Here is a 16,080-nt window from a genome sequence, read left to right as displayed (position 1 = left end):
TGGAAAAACGGCTGATGACCTGCGCTGAGACGGCCCTCGCGGTGCCCCCGGCCCGGCTTCGGGAGGGGTGGCCGGCGCCGATAAGGTGGGCCACTGGCCATACCCGTGTGCACCAAGGAGACCCCGAACAGTGACCAGCACCAGCCGTCGCCGGGTGACCGTCGTCACCGCGCTGCTCGCCTTGTCCCCGGCGCTGGCCGCGTGCGGCGCCGGGCCCGACGCGAACACCAGCAACGCCTACGCCCCGACCGAGGCCAACGTGCTGATGGGCAGCAGCGGCTCCGCCAAGACGTACGGCAGGAACGGCATCAAGATCCCGCAAGCTTTCCTCCTCGGCCCGGAGTCGGGCGCGCGAATCCCGGCCGGCGGCGCGCTGCCCCTCTTCCTCTCCATGGTGAACTACGGCGCGGCTCCGGACACCCTGAACGGCATCACCGTGGCCGGACAGGGCGGCGGCACGGTCAAGGCCCCCGGCCCCCTCACGCTGCCTCCTGGGCAGCTCGTGAACACCGGCACGCCCACGTCCAAGTACGTCCTGCAGGGCGCCCCGAAGGAACTGCTGGGCGGCGAGTCCCTGGTGCTGACGCTGAGCTTCAGCAACGCCGGGGACGTCAACATGATCGTCCCGGTGGTCACCCGCAGCCGCGAGTACTCCAGCCTCTCCCCCGCGCCGAGCACCGCGCCGAGCACCGCCCCCACACCGACGGCAACGGCCGTGCCCAGCACCAGCGCCACCCCGGCCCCGGACCCCTCCGCCAGCTCCTGAGCGGAACGCGAAAAGGCCTCCCACCCCGGGCACGGGGCGGGAGGCCTTTCACGTTTCTACACCTCTGAGGGGTCGAACTTGTAACCGAGCCCTCGCACGGTGAGGATGCACCGCGGGTTGGACGGGTCGGACTCCACCTTGGCCCTCAGCCGCTTGACGTGGACGTCCAGGGTCTTGGTGTCCCCGACGTAGTCGGCGCCCCAGACGCGGTCGATGAGCTGCCCGCGGGTCAGCACCCGCCCGGCGTTGCGCAGCAGCACCTCGAGCAGCTCGAACTCCTTCAGCGGGAGCTGCACCGGCCGTCCGCGCACCGCGACGATGTGCCGGTCGACGTCCATGCGCACCGGGCCGGCGGTCAGCACCGCGGAGTCGATCTCCTCCAGGTCGCCCTGCCGGCGCAGCACGGCGCGGATGCGGGCCACCAGCTCACGGGAGGAGAAGGGCTTGGTGACGTAGTCGTCGGCGCCGAGCTCCAGGCCCACCACCTTGTCGATCTCGCTGTCCTTGGCGGTCAGCATGATCACCGGCACCTTGGACCGCTGCCGCAGCGACCTGCACACCTCGGTGCCCGGCAGGCCGGGGAGCATCAGGTCGAGCAGCACCAGATCGGCGCCGTTGCGGTCGAAGGTGTCCAGCGCCTCCGGGCCCGTGGTCGCGACCGCCACCTCGAACCCTTCCTTGCGAAGCATGTAGGACAGGGCGTCCGAGAACGACTCCTCGTCCTCGACGACGAGCACGCGGGTCACTGCGCGGCCTCCAGGGAATTAGTTGTGCTGTCCGGCACGGCCATCGCCGCGCCGCCGAAAGCCGGTAGACGAAGGGTGAAGGTGGAGCCGGAGCCTTCTTTGCTCCAGACCGTCACCTCGCCGCCGTGGGCCACGGCGACGTGCTTGACGATGGCGAGCCCGAGGCCGGTGCCTCCGGTCGCCCGGGACCGGGCGGGGTCCACCCGGAAGAACCGCTCGAAGATCCGTTCCAGCGAGCTCTCCGGGATGCCGATGCCCTGGTCGCTGACGCTGACCTCGACGGTGTCCCCGACCGCCCGCGCGCACACCACGACCCGGGTGTTCTCGGGGCTGTAGGCGACGGCGTTGTCGATCAGGTTGCGCAGGGCGGTGACGAGCAGCTCGTCGTCCCCCCAGACGCGCAGGCCCTCGGTGCCGCCGGCCACCAAGGAGATCTCCTTGGCGGACGCCCGGGTGCCGCAGCGGTCGATGGCCTCGTGCACCACCTCGTCCACCGGCACGCGGCCGGGGGTGGGGATCGGCTCGCCGCCCTGGATCCGGGACAGGGTGATCAGGTCCTGGACGAGGTAGGTGAGCCGGGCGGCCTCGTGCTGCATGCGCCCGGAGAAGCGGGTGACGGCCACGGGGTCGTCGGCGGCGTCCTGGACGGTCTCGGCCAGCAGGCTGAGGGCGCCGACGGGGGTCTTGAGCTCGTGGCTGACGTTGGCGACGAAGTCGCGGCGCACCGCCTCGACCCGGCGGCGCTCGGTCTGGTCCTCGGCGAGGACGAGCACCTGGCCGTGGGTGCCGAGCGGCGCCACCCGCACGGCGAACGTGGTCGGCTCGACGCCGAACCTGTTCCCCGCGACCTCGATCTCGCTCTCCTGGATCTCGCCGCTGCGGCGGACCTGCCTGGCCAGCGCCAGCAGCTCGGCCGCGGTGAGCTGATCACCCTTGACCAGCCCGAAGGCGCGGGCCGCCGAACTGGCCCGCAGCACACGGTCGTCCCGGCCGAGGACGACGGCCGACGACGGCAGCACGGCGAGAACCGAGGCCACTCCTTGCGGAAGGATGTTGTCGGTGTTCTCGTCCGGGCCGGACGGCTGTTTGTCGCGCGGGCGGACCGCCATCATCGCGATCGCCCCGACGACGAACCCCGCCAGCGCTGCCAGGCTCGCCACGATCTCACTCACGCTTCCGATGGTAGGTGTCGATTCCCGCCGGTCAGGTACCCCGGCAGGCCCCTTTCCTGGAGAGTTCACCTATTGGACGAAGTTCGTTCACGATCCCGCGCGTAGCGTGAGCGCCATGCGCGACGCCTTCCACGACGAACTCAACGCTCTCACCGACCGCCTGGTGGAGATGACCCGCCTTGTCCGTTCGGCCATCTCGAGGGCCACCACGGCGCTGCTCGACGCCGACCTGCAGCTCGCGGAGAGCGTCATCTCCCAGGACGCCGAGGTCGACCGCATCTACGCGGACCTGGAGACCTCGATCTACGAACTCATGGCCACCCAGCAGCCGGTCGCCGTGGACCTCCGCACGGCCATCACCGCGCTGCGGATGGGCAGCGACCTGGAGCGCATGGGCGACCTGGCCGAGCACGTCGCCAAGATCGCCCGGATGCGCCACCCCGAGTCGGCGATCCCGCCGGAGGTGCGCGACACCATCCTGGAGATGGGCCAGATCGCCGAGCGCCTGGTCACCAAGACCGGCACCTGCATCATCGGCCAGGACATCGAGCTCGCCAAGGAGCTGGAGACCGACGACGACCAGATGGACCGGCTGCACCGGCGGCTGTTCCGGGTGCTGCTGTCCAAGGAGTGGTCGCACGGCATCGAGCCGGCCATCGACATCACGCTCACCGGCCGCTACTACGAGCGGTACGCCGACCACGCCGTGCGGGTCGCCCGGGACGTGGTCTACCTGGTCACCGGGAGCCGGGACCCCGACTCCATCGACTGACGAGGCGTCGAAGAGGGACGGGGCACGGCCGGCGGCCGTGCCCCGTTGTCGTCGCGCGCGGTCAGCGGCCCTGGTTGGCCACGGCCTCGATGGCGGCCTTGGCGGCGTCGGGGTCGAGGTATTCGCCGCCCGCCACGACCGGCTTGAAGGAGGAGTCCAGCTCGTAGCGCAGCGGGATGCCGGTGGGGATGTTGAGCTTGGCGATCGCCTCGTCGGAGACGCCGTCGAGGTGCTTGACCAGGGCGCGCAGGGAGTTGCCGTGCGCGACCACGAGGACGGTGTGGCCGGCGGCTAGGTCGGGGACGATCGAGTCGTACCAGTAGGGCAGCATGCGCCCGACGACGTCCTTCAGGCACTCGGTGCGCGGCAGCAGCTCGGGGGGCAGGCCGCCGTACCTCGCGTCACCGGCCTGGGAGTACTCGTCGTCGTCCGGCAGGGGCGGCGGGGGGACGTCGTAGGAGCGGCGCCACAGCGTGAACTGCTCGTCGCCGAACTCCTCGCGGGTCTGCGCCTTGTCCTTGCCCTGCAACGCGCCGTAGTGGCGCTCGTTGAGCCGCCAGGTACGCGAGACCGGCAGCCACAGCAGGTCCGCCGCGCCGAGCGCGATGTTCGCCGTCTGGATCGCCCGGGTCAGCACCGAGGTGTGCACAACATCCGGACGCAGTCCCGTGTCGAGCAGCAGACGGCCGCCGCGGCGCGCCTCCTCCTCGCCCGCCGTCGAGAGGGTGACGTCGACCCAGCCCGTGAAAAGGCCCTTCGCGTTCCACTCGCTCTCGCCATGCCGCAATAGCACCAAAGTCGCCATGCGCCCAAGCTTAGGGCGTGCCGGTGGAGCCGCTCTCCCGCCGTCCCCGCTCGATCATGCCAGTGAAGGCCTGCAGGTTGGCGAGGGATTCGCCTCGCTTGACGCGCCAGTCCCACTCGCGGCGGATGGAGGAGGCGAAGCCCAGTTCCAGGGCGCGGTCGAACCACTCGTCGGCGTAGGTGAGGACGCAGCCGAGGAGCCGGTCGATCTCCCCGGCCGAGATGGACGACAGCGGCAGGTGCCCGACCAGGTGGACGTCCCCCATGGCGTCGAGGGCGAAGTGCACGCCGTACATGGCGCCGTTCTTGGTGAGCAGCCACCGGTAGAACTCGGTGTGGTTCTCGTCGGGCCTGCGGCAGAAGAACGCCTCGACGTGCAGTGCCTGGTCGCTCACGGTGAGCCACGTCATGGTGGCCAGCTTGTGCTGGCCGGGCAGGCGCACCAGGTAGGCCCCGGGACGCGGGTTCTCGTAGGTCACCTCGGCGGCCTTCAGCGCGGCCTCGACGACGGACTCGTGATCCATGTGTGCACACTCCCGCGTAACAGACCCGGCTGGACCACGTGTATCAGGCGCGCCGCCTGACCGGCGCGGCGCCCCCGCGATCAGAGGCGGGCCGCGAGGGGGGCGTGCAGCCGGGCGGTGGCCCCGGCGTAGACGTCCAGCAGGCGGGCCGCGGTGGCCGACCATCCGAACGCGGCGGCGTGTTCCCTGGCCCCGGCGCCGAGCATCGCGCGCCAGGCGGGCCGCTCGGCCAGGGTCCGCAGGGCCGCGGCCCACTCGCGCGGCTCGTGGCCGTCGACGAGCACCCCGGAGACGCCGTCCCGTACGGCGGTGCGCAGGCCGCCGACGGACGCGGCGGCGACCGGCGTGCCGCACGCCTGCGACTCCAGCGCGACCAGGCCGAAGGATTCGTTGTAGGACGGCACCACGGTGACGTCGGCCGCGCGGTACCAGTCGGCCAGCTCATGCTGCGGCGCGGGCGGCGCGAGCCGTACGACGTCGGCGATGCCGAGGGCGGCGGCCAGGTCGGTGAGGTAGGAGGGCCGGGCCAGGCCGTTGCCGCTGAGGCCGCCGACGAACGCGACCAGCAGGCGCGAGCGCAGCGCGGGGTCGTCGGCGAGCATGCGGGCGGCCGCCTTGAGCAGCACGTCGGGGGCCTTGAGCGGCTGGATGCGGCCGACGAACAGCATGACGTGCGCGTCCGGCGGCAGGCCGAGCCGTTCCCTGGCGCCGCCGCGCGGGCCGGGCTTGAACACCTGGAGGCTGACGCCGGGGTTGACCACCTCGACGCGCCGGGCGGGGGCGCCGTAGAGGTCGATCAGCTCCCTGGCCTCGGTGGCGGTGTTGGCGACCAGGCGGTCGGCGACCTCCACGACCTGCTCCTCGCCGAGCACCCGGGCGACCGGCTCGGGCTTGTCGCCCCGGGCCAGCAGGAGGTTCTTGACCTTGGCCATGGTGTGCATGGTGTGCACCAGCGGCACGCCCCAGCGTTCCTTGGCGAGCCAGCCGACCTGGCCGGACAGCCAATAGTGGGAGTGGATCACGTCGTAGTGCCCCGCGTCGTACGCCGCCTCGGTGCGCAGCACCCCGGACAGGAAGTTGCACAGCTGACCGGGGAGGTCGCCTTTGTTCAGCTCCTCGTACGGCCCCGCGGTGACGTGCCGCACGGTCACGCCGGGCACGAGCTCGACGGTGGGAGGCAGGTCCCTGCCGGTCTGACGGGTGAAGATCTCCACCTCGACACCGCGGCCCGCCAGGCGTTTGGCGACCTCGACGATGTAGACGTTCATCCCCCCCGCGTCGCCGGTGCCCGGCTGGTCCAGCGGCGAAGTGTGCATGCTGATCGTCGCGACCCGTCTGATCCTGGGCACGAGCGGCGTTCCCGCCACCTGACATCACCTCCAAACCGGTTATAACCGGTGGATAGTTCAGTAGATTCCCGCTTATTCCCGCCTCGGGCCTCCCGCGACGCCGCCGCTAGGACGCTGGCAGGATGGCCAGGGTGGACGGCGCCCCGCCGGGCGCGGATCCGATGACACGGCTGTGAAACGGTGAGGACGGACGATGACCAGGACAGCGGTGGTGACCGGCGCGAGCAGCGGCATCGGGGAGGCGACCGCGCGGCGGCTCGCGGCCGAGGGCTTCGACGTGGTGGCGGCGGCGCGGCGCAGGGACCGGCTGGACAAGCTGGCGGCCGAGGTGCCCGCGATCCGTCCCGCCACGCTGGACGTGACCTCCGACGAGTCGGTCGCCGAGTTCGCCGCCTCGCTGGACGGCTGCGACGTGCTGGTCAACAACGCGGGCGGCGCCATCGGCCTGGAGCCGGTCGCCGAGGGCCTGGTGGACGACTGGCGGCGGATGTACGAGGTCAACGTGCTCGGGTCGCTGCGCATGACCAGGGCGCTGCTGCCCAAGCTGATCGAGTCGGGCGACGGCGTGCTGCTGATGATCACCTCGGTGGCCGGGCTGGTGTCGTACGAGGGGGGCGGCGGCTACTGCGCGGCCAAGCACGCGCAGACGTCCATGGTCGAGACGCTCCGCCTGGAACTGTGCGGGGAGCCCGTGCGCATCACCGAGATCGCGCCGGGCATGGTGTACACCGAGGAGTTCTCGCTCACCCGGTTCCGTGGGGACGCCGAGCAGGCCGAGCGGGTGTACGAGGGGGTGCCGGGGCCGCTGAGCGCCGACGACGTCGCGGACGCCGTCGCCTGGTGCGTCACCCGGCCGTGGAACGTCAACATCGACCGGCTGGTGATCCGTCCGCGCGCGCAGGCGGCGCAGCACAAGGTCCACCGCGTCTCCTGACCCGGCGATGCGCGCGCGAGCCCCCCGGGCGTCCGGCGAGATCACCCGGGGCACCACCGGGCACAACCGGCTGCGGCGGGCGGACCGGTGGATCTGCGCCGTCTACGGCCCGCTGCTGGTGTCCGCCGACCGGCCCCTGGTCGTGGACCTCGGCTACGGGGCCTCCCACGTCACCACGACCGAGCTGTTCCTGCGGCTGCGCCGGATCAGGCCGGACGTCGAGGTGGTGGGCGTCGAGATCGACCCGGCCCGGGTGGCGGCGGCGCGGCCGTACGAGCGGCCGGGGCTGTCGTTCGCGTACGGCGGGTTCGAGCTGCCGGTGGACCGGCCGCCGCTGGTCGTCCGGGCGTTCAACGTGCTGCGGCAGTACGACGAGGCGCGGGCCTGGGAGGCGTGGGACCTGCTGCGGGCCGGGGTGGCGGCGGACGGGGTGATCGTCGAGGGCACCTGCTCGGAGGTCGGCCACCGGGCCGCGTGGGTGACGCTGGACGCCCGCGGGCCGCGCACGGTGACGCTGGCGGCGCGGATGGCCGGGTTCGGCAGCCCCGGCGACCTGGCCGAGCGGCTGCCGAAGGCGCTGATCCACCGCAACGTGCCGGGCGAGCGCGTGCACGCCTTCCTGCGCGACTTCGACCATTGCTGGGCGGTGGCCGCGCCGTACGCCGCCTACGGGATGCGGCCGAGGTGGACGGCGGCGGTGGAGCTGCTCGCCGCGTCCTGGCCGGTCGCCGTGCGGCCGCCGCTCGGCGGGCGGCGCAGGTGGCGGCTCGGCGAGGTGACCGTGCCGTGGGAGGCGCTGGCCCCCGGCGGCGGATCGGGACAGGTCCTCTACACGACGTAGTACTACCCGAGGTAGGCTTGTCCGCGTGAAGGGTCTCGGTGAGCTTGAGCGCAGTGTCATGGACATCTTGTGGGCCGAGAACGCCCCGCTGACCGCCAGGGAGGTCGGCCGGCTCATCGCCGACCGCGACCTCGCGCCCACCACGGTCATGACCGTCCTGGACCGGCTCACCCGCAAGAACTTCCTGCGGCGCACCCGTGACGGCCGCGCCTGGAGGTACGAACCCAAGGCGAGCCGCGACGCGTACGTCGCCGAGCTTATGCTGGAAGCTCTGGACATGACCGGGGACCGCTCCGCGGCGCTCACGCGCTTCGCGCAGACGGTCTCCGGGTCCGAGGCCGAAATCCTGCGCAAAGCACTCACGGAGCTGGAAGAAGAGTGATCGCCGCCGCTGTCCTGACCGCGCTCGCATTGGCGTGCGCGGTGGGCTCGTGGCGGCTGACGTTCGCACGCTGGCCCTGGCGCACCCCCCGGGCGGCGATCCTTCTCTGGCAGTCCCTCGGGGTCACCTGGGGCCTGGCCAGCGTAGGAGCGCTGCTGGCGTACGCTCTCGCCCCCTACGGCGGCGGCGTGGTGTTCGGCCTGCACGCCTACGCCGACTCGGCGATCTCCTCGGGCATGGGCCACGGCCTTCGGCTGCCGCACGACATCCCTCGCGTCGCCGCGATGATCGCGGGGCTGGCGCTGCTGTCGGTGCTGGTCACGGTGCTGCTGGCCGCGGGCGCGCAGACCCTGCTCGCCCGGCGGCGCCACCGCGTGCTGCTGTCGCTGATCGCCCGGGAGGACCCCGGCGTGCCGGGGGTGCGGGTGCTCGACCACCCCGGCGCCACCGCGTACTGCCTGCCGGGCCTGCGCTCGGAGGTCGTGGTCAGCGCCGGCACGCTGTCGCTGCTCAGCCATGACGAGCTGTCGGCCGTGCTGGCGCACGAGGCGGCGCACGCGCGCGAGCGGCACGACCTGGTGCTGCTGCCGTTCACCGCGCTCACCCGCGCGCTGCCCTGGCTGAGCGTGGTGCGCGACGCCCATTCCTCGGTCGCCCTGCTGGTCGAGATGGCCGCCGACGACCGGGCCCGCCGTTACTGCTCGGCCCGCCGCCTGGCCACCGCGCTGCTGCGCTTCGGCACCGCCGGGACGATGCCGGCCCCGAGCGGGGCGCTCGGCGCGGCGGGCGAGCAGGTCATGGCCCGGGTGAACCGCCTGGTCAAGCCGGGTGTGGCGCTGCCGAGGCGGTTCCGGTACGGGCTGGTGACCTTCTCGGTGCTGCTGGCGGTGTCCGCGCCGTTCCTTTGGGTCTACCCGGGCTGATCACCCCCCTGCTGCTTGCAGGTGTTAGCCATGGCGTTTGCATTTGCAAGCACCGTGCGGCAGAATCAAGGTATGGAACTACCGAAGGTCGGCTCGATCGGCGAGTACATCCGCGACCAGCGGACGCAGGCGAAGATCTCTCTTCGCCAGCTCGCCTCACAGGCAGGGGTCTCCAACCCCTACCTGAGCCAGATCGAGCGGGGCCTGCGCAAGCCGAGCGCGGAGATCCTGAACCAGATCGCCAAGGGTCTGCGGATCTCCTCCCAGGCGCTGTACGTGCAGGCGGGCCTCATCGACGACCGGGTGCCGGACAGCGACGTGCTCGCCGCGATCCGATCCGACCCGCACCTGTCCGAGAGGCAACGCCAGGTGCTCATCGACATATACGAGTCGTTCCGCAAGGAGACCCACGCCGAGGCTCCGGACCAGGCCGGGTACGTCACCGACGCCCGGACCGGACCGGAGCCCGACGGGACCGGCGCGGAGAGCGTCGAGGAGGCGGCCACCTCCTCGCACGCGGCGCGCAACGGCCGTGTTCAACCCGAACCCAAGGAAGGTTAACCCATGCCTATCAACGCCGAGGTCAAGAAGCTGACCGACTCCAAGCCGTTCTACGCCGTCGCGGGCGCGGGCGACTTCGCGGTCGAGAAGCTGCGCGAGCTGCCCGAGCAGATCCAGCGGCTGCAGTCCCGCCGCGGCGAGGTCCGCGACGTGGCCCGCGAGCTGCCCGTCATGGCGCGGCGCTACGCCGGGAACGTCCAGGTCAAGGCCGAGGCCGTGGCCAAGGATCTCCCGAACCTCGCCAAGGTCTACGCCGACCAGCTCGCCGCCAGGGCGACGCTGCTGTACGACCAGTTCGCCGGCCGGGGCCGCCAGGTCGTCAGCCGGGTGACCGGCGAGGCCGCCCTGGAGCTCCAGGACGCGTCCACCGCCGCCGAGCCCCCCGTCGCCACCCGCCCGGCCAAGACCACCCAGGCCAAGGCCACCACGGTCAAGAAGCCGGCCCGCACGACCGGCCCCAAGGCCTGACCCTTCGCACGACCCGCGAAGAACACGCGGCCCGCCCGGAACCCGGGACGGGCCGTGTCCGTTGTCCGGGGGAACGCCGAACCCCCGCCCTGCCCAGGCACCGAAACCTCTTGGTCCGAGCTAGGCTGAAGTCGGCCGGTCACATGACCCTGGGAGAGTCGATGTTCCAGATCCATGGAGTCCTGGATCTCATTTTCTGGGTGCTCGCCATCGGGGCGCTCGGCCTGTGCGTCTGGGCCCTGGTCCACGCGCTGCGGACCCCGGCCCGCGCGTTCGCCGTGGCGGGCAAGCTCAAGAAGCAGCTCTGGCTGCTCATCCTGGGCTTCGCCACCCTGTTCTCGTTCGCGGCCGTCGTGCAGTACCTCCCCACGCTGAGCATCTTCGTCATCGCGTCGGTCATCGGCTCGGGCATCTACCTCGCCGACGTCAAGCCCGCCGTCAACGAGATCGGCCGGGGCAACGGCGGTGGCTCCAGCGGTCCCTACGGCCCCTGGTGATCCATCGGGCCTAGCCCGCACTTCCTCCACAGGGGACGCCAACCACCGGCACCGTGTCACCGGTGCCCGCTAGGCTGACGCCCCATGATGGATCTTCTCCGTCGTCTCGCCCCCGCGGCCGTCCTCGCCGTGCTCGCCGTCCCCCTCGCCGCCCCCGCGTCCGCCGAGGCCGGCCGGGTGAGCCGCACCAGCATGACCATGGAGCTGCGCCCGGGGGGCGTGCTGCACGTCAAGGAGCAGATCACCTACACCGGCCAGGTCCGGCGCACCCTGCTCACCCGCACCCGGCACGACGACGCCAACGACCGCCTGTACCGCCTCAGCGGCTTCAAGGGCCAGGGCACCCTCGACGGCGACACGATCACGCCGAAGGGCGACGGCACCGCCACCTTCGAGTACGACGTGACCGGCGCCGTCACCCCGGTCACCGGGGGCGAGGAGCTGCGGTGGTTCGCCGCGGGCGGCTGGGACGCGCCGGTGGACACCGCGGTGGTCGCGCTGGCGGGCCCCGCGCCGCTGCAGAGCCTCTCGTGCTTCGCCGGGGACCTCACCTCGGCCATCGGCTGCACCTCGGTCTCCATGGACGAGGGCGGCACCCGCGCCGAGTTCGAGCAGCAGGGCCTCGGGCCGGGGCAGACCTTCACCGTCGTGGCCGGGTTCCCGGTGGGCACCACGGGCGGCAAGCCGATCCTTGAGCGCCGCTTCGAGCTGGCTAGCGCCTTCACCCTCAACACGGTCACCGGGGGCGCGCTGGCGGGGCTGCTGGTGCTGATGCTCGGCGGGCTCGCGCTGCTCTACTGGACCCGCGGCAGGGACTCAAGGGCCGTCCACAACGAGTCGGGGTCGTTCAGCGCGGTCGAGAACGGCCGGTTCACCCCGCCGGACGGCGTGCGGCCCGGCCAGATCGGCACCCTGATCGACGAGCAGGCCGACGTGGTGGACGTCACCGCCACCGTCGTCGACCTCGCCGTCCGGGGGTACCTTCGGATCGACGAGCAGCCGCGCGGGGCGTACGACGCGCCGGACTGGCTGCTGGTGAAGCTGCCGGGCCCGTCACTCACCGACCTGCTCGACTACGAGCGGGCGTTGTACCAAGCGATCTTCGACGGGCGGGACTCGGTGCTGCTGTCCGGGCTGCACGGCTCGTTCGCCGCCGGGCTCGGCAAGGTGCGGGACTCGCTGTACCGCGACGTCGTCGGCCAGGGCTGGTTCGCCCGCCGCCCCGACTCCGTGCGTACCCGGTGGACCACCCTCGGCGTGCTCGTCACCGGCCTCGGCGTGGTCGCCACCGTGCTGCTCGCGTGGTTCACCACCTACGGCCTGCTCGGCCTGGCGCTGATCATCGCCGGGGCGGCGCTGTCGGTCGGCGGGCAGTACATGCCCGCCAAGACCGCCAAGGGCGCCTCGGCGCTCGCGCACACCCTGGGCTTCCGCCACTACCTCGCCTCCGGCGAGATCGGCGACGTGCCGCCCGCGCAGCGCATCGAGCTGTTCTCCCGCTACCTGCCCTACGCCGTGGTCTTCGACAACGTCGACCGGTGGGCCCGGGTGGTCGCCTCGATCAACGGCCAGGGCGGCCCAGCCGACAACCTGTACTGGTACCACGGGCCCGCCGAGTGGGACCTCTCCAAGTTCGCCGACTCCATGAGCACCTTCACCCTGACCACCTCAGGCGCCATCTCGGCCGCCCGCCAGTTCCGCCGCCCCATCTGACACCGAGCCGCACGGTCCCGGACCGCACAGTCCCGGACCGCACAGTCCCGGACCGCACAGTCCCGAGCCGCACGGTCCCGAGCCGCACGGTCCCAGGCCGCACGGTCCCAGGCCGCACGGTCCCAGGCCGCACGGTCCCAGGCCGCACGGTCCCAGGCCGCACGGCCGCGGGAGACGCCGGTGCGGTCAGAGGTGGCCGTGCACGCGGACCTCGCCGACCGGACGGCCGCCGCCGAACTGCGGGGGGGTGGCCATGGTGTCGAGTTCGGGGGCGTCCAGGCCGAGGGCGCGCAGCGCGGCGACCGTTACGGGGACCCGGGCGCGCTGGCCGCCGTCCACGATCTTGACGGTGGCGGCGCGGCCGTCCTCGAAGGCGAACGCGTCGAACGCCTCGGCGCCCGCCTTGAGCATCAGCCCCGGCAGGGCCCGCATCAGGGCGGCCTCGGGACGGGAGGTGCCGGACGTCCACTCCGGGTGCCCGCGCATCGCGTCGGCGATGCGCCGCTCGGCGGTGCCCGGCGCGGCCAGGGTGAGCGCGCGGAACCCCCGGGCCACCCCGGCCATCGAGGCGAAGTACAGCGGCGCGCCGCACCCGTCGACGCCGGTCGCGGCCACCCGCTCGCCGGTCAGCTCCTCGATGGTGGCGCGGATCGCGCGCTGCAACGGGTGCCCGGGGAACCGGTAGTCGTCCAGCGGCCAGCCGTTCAGCACGCAGGTGGCGAGCATCGCGGCGTGCTTGCCCGAGCAGTTCATGGTGATACGGGCCGGGCCGCCGCCGTTCCGCAGCACCCGGTGGGCCGCCCCCGTGTCGGAGGGCAGGTCCTCGGGGCAGCGCAGCGCCTCCTCGTCCAGCCCGGCTCCGATAAGGATCTTGGAGACGCCCTGCACGTGGAACTCCTCGCCCGCGTGGCTGGCGCAGGCCAGGGCCAGCAGCTCGCCGTCCAGTTCCAGGCCGGAGCGCAGCATGCCGAGAGCCTGTAACGGCTTCATGGACGAGCGCGGCGACGCGGCGGCCGTCACGTCCCCCCGGGCCACCACCGGCGAGCCCCCGGCGTTCACCGCGAACACCCAGGCCTGGTGGACCGACTCGACGAACCCGGAACGGACGACTTCCACGATCAGCGGAGCAGCGGACACGTCATCTCCCTTCGCCGACTGAGTTTACGGATGGCCGTTCGGCGGCGTTCAGCGCGCCCGGCCACTCGCGCGCCGGAGGGCGGTGGAAGAATGCGGGACCATGCGTGCCGTGGTGCAGCGGGTGACGTCCGCGTCGGTGGTGGTGGACGGTCAGGTGGTCGGGGCGATCGACGAGCCCGGCCTGATGGTGCTGGCCGGTGTGACCCACGGCGACGGCCCCGCCGAGGTCAAGAAGCTCGCCGCCAAGTTGTGGGGCCTGCGGATCCTGTCCGGCGAGAAGTCCTGCTCCGACGTCGGCGCCCCGCTGCTGGTCGTCAGCCAGTTCACCCTGTACGGCGACACCCGCAAGGGCCGCCGCCCCACCTGGCAGGCCGCCGCCCCAGGCCCCGTGGCCGAGCCCCTGGTCGAGGCGCTGGTCGCGGAGCTGCGCACCCTCGGGGCCCGGGTGGAGACGGGAGTGTTCGGCGCGGACATGAAGGTCCACCTGGTCAACGACGGTCCGATCACCCTGGTCGTCGAGGTCTGACCCACCCCGGGGCCGCCCGCGAGGCGAGACGGGCTCCGGCGACCGGGCCGGATCGCGAATCAAGGTCTGCTCCGGCGACCGGACCGGGCCGGATCGCGAGCCAAGACCCGCTCCGGCGACCAGGCCGGGCCGGATCGCGAGCCAAGACCCGCTCCGGCGACCAGGCCGGGCCGGATCGCGAGCCAAGACCCGCTCCTCAAGGCCCCCTCCGGCGGCTGGCCGGTCGCGGCGCGGGAGTGGCTCCTGCGGCCGGCCGGTCGTGGCGCGGGAGTGGGACCGGCCCGGAGGGGCCTGTTCTCAGCGGATGCGGCGGCGGAGGGCTGGGTCGATGGTGACGTTGCGGCCCGCGTCCGGGGGGACGACGACCTCCTGGGTCGCGGCTACGCCGTCGGCCAGCAGTTCGATGTCGACCGGGACGGTGCGCTTGATCACGGCGAGGGCGATGGGGCCGAGCTCGTGGTGGCGGGCGGAGGAGCCGACGAAACCGATCTGGCCGGGCTCGGCGGCGCCTTCCACAGCGGCCTCGGGGTCGGCCTCGCGCGGCGCGCCCACGCCGAAGGTCACCGGGGAGCCGTGCGGGGGGAGGGTGTCGGCGCTGCCGTCCAGGTGGAGGAATACCAGGCGGCGGGGCGGGTGGCCGAGGTTGTGCACCCGGGCGACGGTCTCCTGGCCGCGATAGCAGCCCTTGCTGAGGTGGACGGCGGCGCCGATCCAGCCGACCTCGTGCGGGATGGTCTTGTGGTCGGTGTCGAACCCGAGCCGGGGCAGGTGCGCCTCGATGCGCAACGCCTCGTAGGCCCACAGCCCGGCCCGGCGGCGGCCGAGGGCGGCGGGCAGGCCCGCGAGGTCCTCCCGGGGGACCAGTAGGTCCTCGCCGATCGCGATCACGCCGGCGGGCACCTCGGCGGGCGCTCCGGCCCCCGGGGCGCCGGTGGTGACCACGGCGTAGGCGGGGCTCATGTCGGTGATCTCGACGCGCAGCATGAAGCGCATCTTCTCCAGGAAGGAGATCAGCGCGGTCCCCGTGCCGGGCTCGACGTGCGCCCAGACGGACGTGCCGTCGTCGACGAGGGTGAGGTGGTGCTCCACGCGGCCCTGCGCGTCGAGCAGCAGGGTCTGCGCCGGGGTGCCCGGGGGCAGCGTGTCGAGTTTCTGGGAGCTGAGGTCGTTGAGCCAGGTGAGCCGGTCGGGCCCGGAGATCCGCACGACCTCCCGGTCGCCGCGGTCCACCAGCGCCTCGCCCGCCGCCAGCGCGCGCTGCTCGGCGTACGGCTCACCGTAGTGCGCGGCCACGGCCGCGTCGGGGGCGTCCGCGGCGACGGCGCCTGGCGTGTCCAGCAGAGGGCTTCGCATACCTCAAGGCTATTGCGCCGCCACCGCTTCCCGCGCCGCCATCAGACGCCGCGCACCTCGCTCAGAACCGCGCCGTCACCGGTCCCCGCGCCGGCGGCCGATGCTGTGCCCGCGCAGGCGGGGCCGCGCATCTCGCTCAGGAGCGGCAGTTCGCGCACTGTCCGAAGATCGTGAGGTGGTGGACGTCCGTGGCGAACCCCAGCTCACTGTCCAGGGAGTCGACCAGGCCTCGCACGAGCTCCGGACGCACCTCGGTCACCGTCTCGCAGTTGCGGCACACCAGGTGGACGTGGTCGGCCTCGCTCGCCAGGTGGTAGGTGGGCGCGCCGTGCCCGAGATGGGTGTGGGTCACCATCCCCAGCTCTTCCAGCAGCTCAAGCGTGCGGTAGACCGTGGAGATGTTGACGCCCCGCGCCGTCTCCTGCACCTCGCCGCAGATGTCCTCCGGCGTGGCGTGCCCCAGCCGGGTCACCGCCTCCAGCACCAGCTGCCGCTGCGGTGTGACCCGGTACCCCCGTGAACGTAATTCCTCGTGCCAAGTCCTGGCCATGCCCCGAGTCTACGGTTCCGCCGGCTCCGGGCGACCCTCCCGGAGCCGGCGCGGCGGTCGTG

The 16,080-nt window shown here is 72.5% G+C and carries 19 protein-coding genes; 11 read left to right on the top strand and 8 right to left on the bottom strand.

Translation table 11 applies throughout. The annotated features are described in order from the left end of the window. Window positions 1–130 precede the first annotated feature (130 nt). A complete protein-coding gene (locus ACFP1K_RS03530; protein ID WP_380746993.1) occupies window positions 131–766 on the top strand; it encodes a copper chaperone PCu(A)C in 636 nt (211 codons plus the stop codon). Between the two features lie 56 nt (window positions 767–822). Here the strand turns inward: ACFP1K_RS03530 and ACFP1K_RS03525 are convergent, their stop codons facing one another. Together ACFP1K_RS03525 and ACFP1K_RS03520 are read right to left on the bottom strand one after the other, a co-directional pair. Next, window positions 823–1,512, bottom strand: coding sequence for a response regulator (locus tag ACFP1K_RS03525; protein WP_380746992.1), 690 nt, complete (start codon window positions 1,510–1,512; stop codon window positions 823–825). Continuing rightward, window positions 1,509–2,624: a sensor histidine kinase gene (locus ACFP1K_RS03520; RefSeq protein WP_380747079.1), complete on the bottom strand. Its 1,116-nt coding sequence runs from the start codon at window positions 2,622–2,624 to the stop codon at window positions 1,509–1,511. Before ACFP1K_RS03520 ends, ACFP1K_RS03525 begins: the two co-directional genes overlap by 4 nt. A 175-nt stretch (window positions 2,625–2,799) precedes the next feature. On the opposite strand from ACFP1K_RS03520, the gene phoU reads away from it, so the two are divergent. Further along, window positions 2,800–3,456, top strand: a complete 657-nt coding sequence (phoU, locus tag ACFP1K_RS03515; protein WP_380746991.1) for a phosphate signaling complex protein PhoU — start codon at window positions 2,800–2,802, stop codon at window positions 3,454–3,456. A 61-nt stretch (window positions 3,457–3,517) separates the two neighbouring features. Here phoU and ACFP1K_RS03510 read toward each other — a convergent pair whose 3' ends face one another. The 3 genes from ACFP1K_RS03510 to mshA form a co-directional block, all read right to left on the bottom strand. Further along, window positions 3,518–4,261, bottom strand: coding sequence for a phosphoglyceromutase (locus ACFP1K_RS03510; protein WP_380746990.1), 744 nt, complete (start codon window positions 4,259–4,261; stop codon window positions 3,518–3,520). Between the two features lie 10 nt (window positions 4,262–4,271). Continuing rightward, the gene (locus ACFP1K_RS03505) at window positions 4,272–4,784 is read right to left on the bottom strand and encodes a YbjN domain-containing protein (protein WP_380746989.1); all 513 of its coding nucleotides are present in this window, start codon (window positions 4,782–4,784) and stop codon (window positions 4,272–4,274) included. 80 nt (window positions 4,785–4,864) lie between these two features. Further along, entirely contained in the window at window positions 4,865–6,133 is a 1,269-nt protein-coding gene (mshA, locus tag ACFP1K_RS03500; protein WP_380746988.1) for a D-inositol-3-phosphate glycosyltransferase, read from the bottom strand. 193 nt (window positions 6,134–6,326) lie between these two features. Here mshA and ACFP1K_RS03495 point away from each other — a divergent pair, with 193 nt between their 5' ends. The 8 genes from ACFP1K_RS03495 (at window position 6,327) to ACFP1K_RS03460 (ending at window position 12,452) form a co-directional block, all read left to right on the top strand. Continuing rightward, window positions 6,327–7,067: an SDR family oxidoreductase gene (locus tag ACFP1K_RS03495; protein ID WP_380746987.1), complete on the top strand. Its 741-nt coding sequence runs from the start codon at window positions 6,327–6,329 to the stop codon at window positions 7,065–7,067. 7 nt (window positions 7,068–7,074) lie between these two features. Then, window positions 7,075–7,908, top strand: a complete 834-nt coding sequence (locus tag ACFP1K_RS03490; RefSeq protein WP_380746986.1) for a class I SAM-dependent methyltransferase — start codon at window positions 7,075–7,077, stop codon at window positions 7,906–7,908. 25 nt (window positions 7,909–7,933) lie between these two features. After that, the gene (locus tag ACFP1K_RS03485; protein WP_380746985.1) at window positions 7,934–8,290 is read left to right on the top strand and encodes a BlaI/MecI/CopY family transcriptional regulator; all 357 of its coding nucleotides are present in this window, start codon (window positions 7,934–7,936) and stop codon (window positions 8,288–8,290) included. Continuing rightward, complete coding sequence (locus tag ACFP1K_RS03480; protein ID WP_380746984.1) at window positions 8,287–9,213, top strand: M56 family metallopeptidase; 927 nt, start codon at window positions 8,287–8,289, stop codon at window positions 9,211–9,213. Before ACFP1K_RS03485 ends, ACFP1K_RS03480 begins: the two co-directional genes overlap by 4 nt. Window positions 9,214–9,285: 72 nt before the next feature. Beyond that, on the top strand, window positions 9,286–9,774 hold the full coding sequence (locus ACFP1K_RS03475; RefSeq protein ID WP_380746983.1) for a helix-turn-helix domain-containing protein: 489 nt from the start codon (window positions 9,286–9,288) through the stop codon (window positions 9,772–9,774). Window positions 9,775–9,777: 3 nt separating this feature from the next. Next, window positions 9,778–10,242, top strand: a complete 465-nt coding sequence (locus ACFP1K_RS03470) for a hypothetical protein (RefSeq protein ID WP_380746982.1) — start codon at window positions 9,778–9,780, stop codon at window positions 10,240–10,242. 161 nt (window positions 10,243–10,403) lie between these two features. After that, window positions 10,404–10,739 carry a DUF2516 family protein gene (locus ACFP1K_RS03465; protein WP_380746981.1) on the top strand — a complete coding sequence of 112 codons (336 nt, stop codon included), beginning with the start codon at window positions 10,404–10,406 and terminating at the stop codon, window positions 10,737–10,739. A gap of 84 nt (window positions 10,740–10,823) precedes the next feature. Further along, window positions 10,824–12,452: a DUF2207 domain-containing protein gene (locus tag ACFP1K_RS03460; protein ID WP_380746980.1), complete on the top strand. Its 1,629-nt coding sequence runs from the start codon at window positions 10,824–10,826 to the stop codon at window positions 12,450–12,452. Between the two features lie 186 nt (window positions 12,453–12,638). Here ACFP1K_RS03460 and ACFP1K_RS03455 read toward each other — a convergent pair whose 3' ends face one another. Continuing rightward, complete coding sequence (locus tag ACFP1K_RS03455) at window positions 12,639–13,589, bottom strand: asparaginase (RefSeq protein WP_380746979.1); 951 nt, start codon at window positions 13,587–13,589, stop codon at window positions 12,639–12,641. 100 nt (window positions 13,590–13,689) lie between these two features. Between ACFP1K_RS03455 and dtd the strand changes: the two genes are divergently transcribed. Next, on the top strand, window positions 13,690–14,115 hold the full coding sequence (gene dtd, locus ACFP1K_RS03450) for a D-aminoacyl-tRNA deacylase (protein WP_380746978.1): 426 nt from the start codon (window positions 13,690–13,692) through the stop codon (window positions 14,113–14,115). Between the two features lie 297 nt (window positions 14,116–14,412). Here dtd and ygfZ read toward each other — a convergent pair whose 3' ends face one another. Then, on the bottom strand, window positions 14,413–15,468 hold the full coding sequence (gene ygfZ / locus ACFP1K_RS03445) for a CAF17-like 4Fe-4S cluster assembly/insertion protein YgfZ (RefSeq protein ID WP_380746977.1): 1,056 nt from the start codon (window positions 15,466–15,468) through the stop codon (window positions 14,413–14,415). Window positions 15,469–15,604: 136 nt separating this feature from the next. After that, window positions 15,605–16,018 (bottom strand): Fur family transcriptional regulator, encoded by a 414-nt coding sequence (locus tag ACFP1K_RS03440; protein ID WP_380746976.1) that lies wholly within the window; start codon window positions 16,016–16,018, stop codon window positions 15,605–15,607. Window positions 16,019–16,080: the final 62 nt, after the last annotated feature.

This window comes from Sphaerisporangium aureirubrum (genome assembly GCF_042658925.1).
GTDB classification, from domain to species: domain Bacteria; phylum Actinomycetota; class Actinomycetes; order Streptosporangiales; family Streptosporangiaceae; genus Sphaerisporangium; species Sphaerisporangium aureirubrum.
The sequence above is the reverse complement of the archived record's forward strand: the minus strand, read 5'-3'. Positions and strand labels throughout refer to the sequence as shown.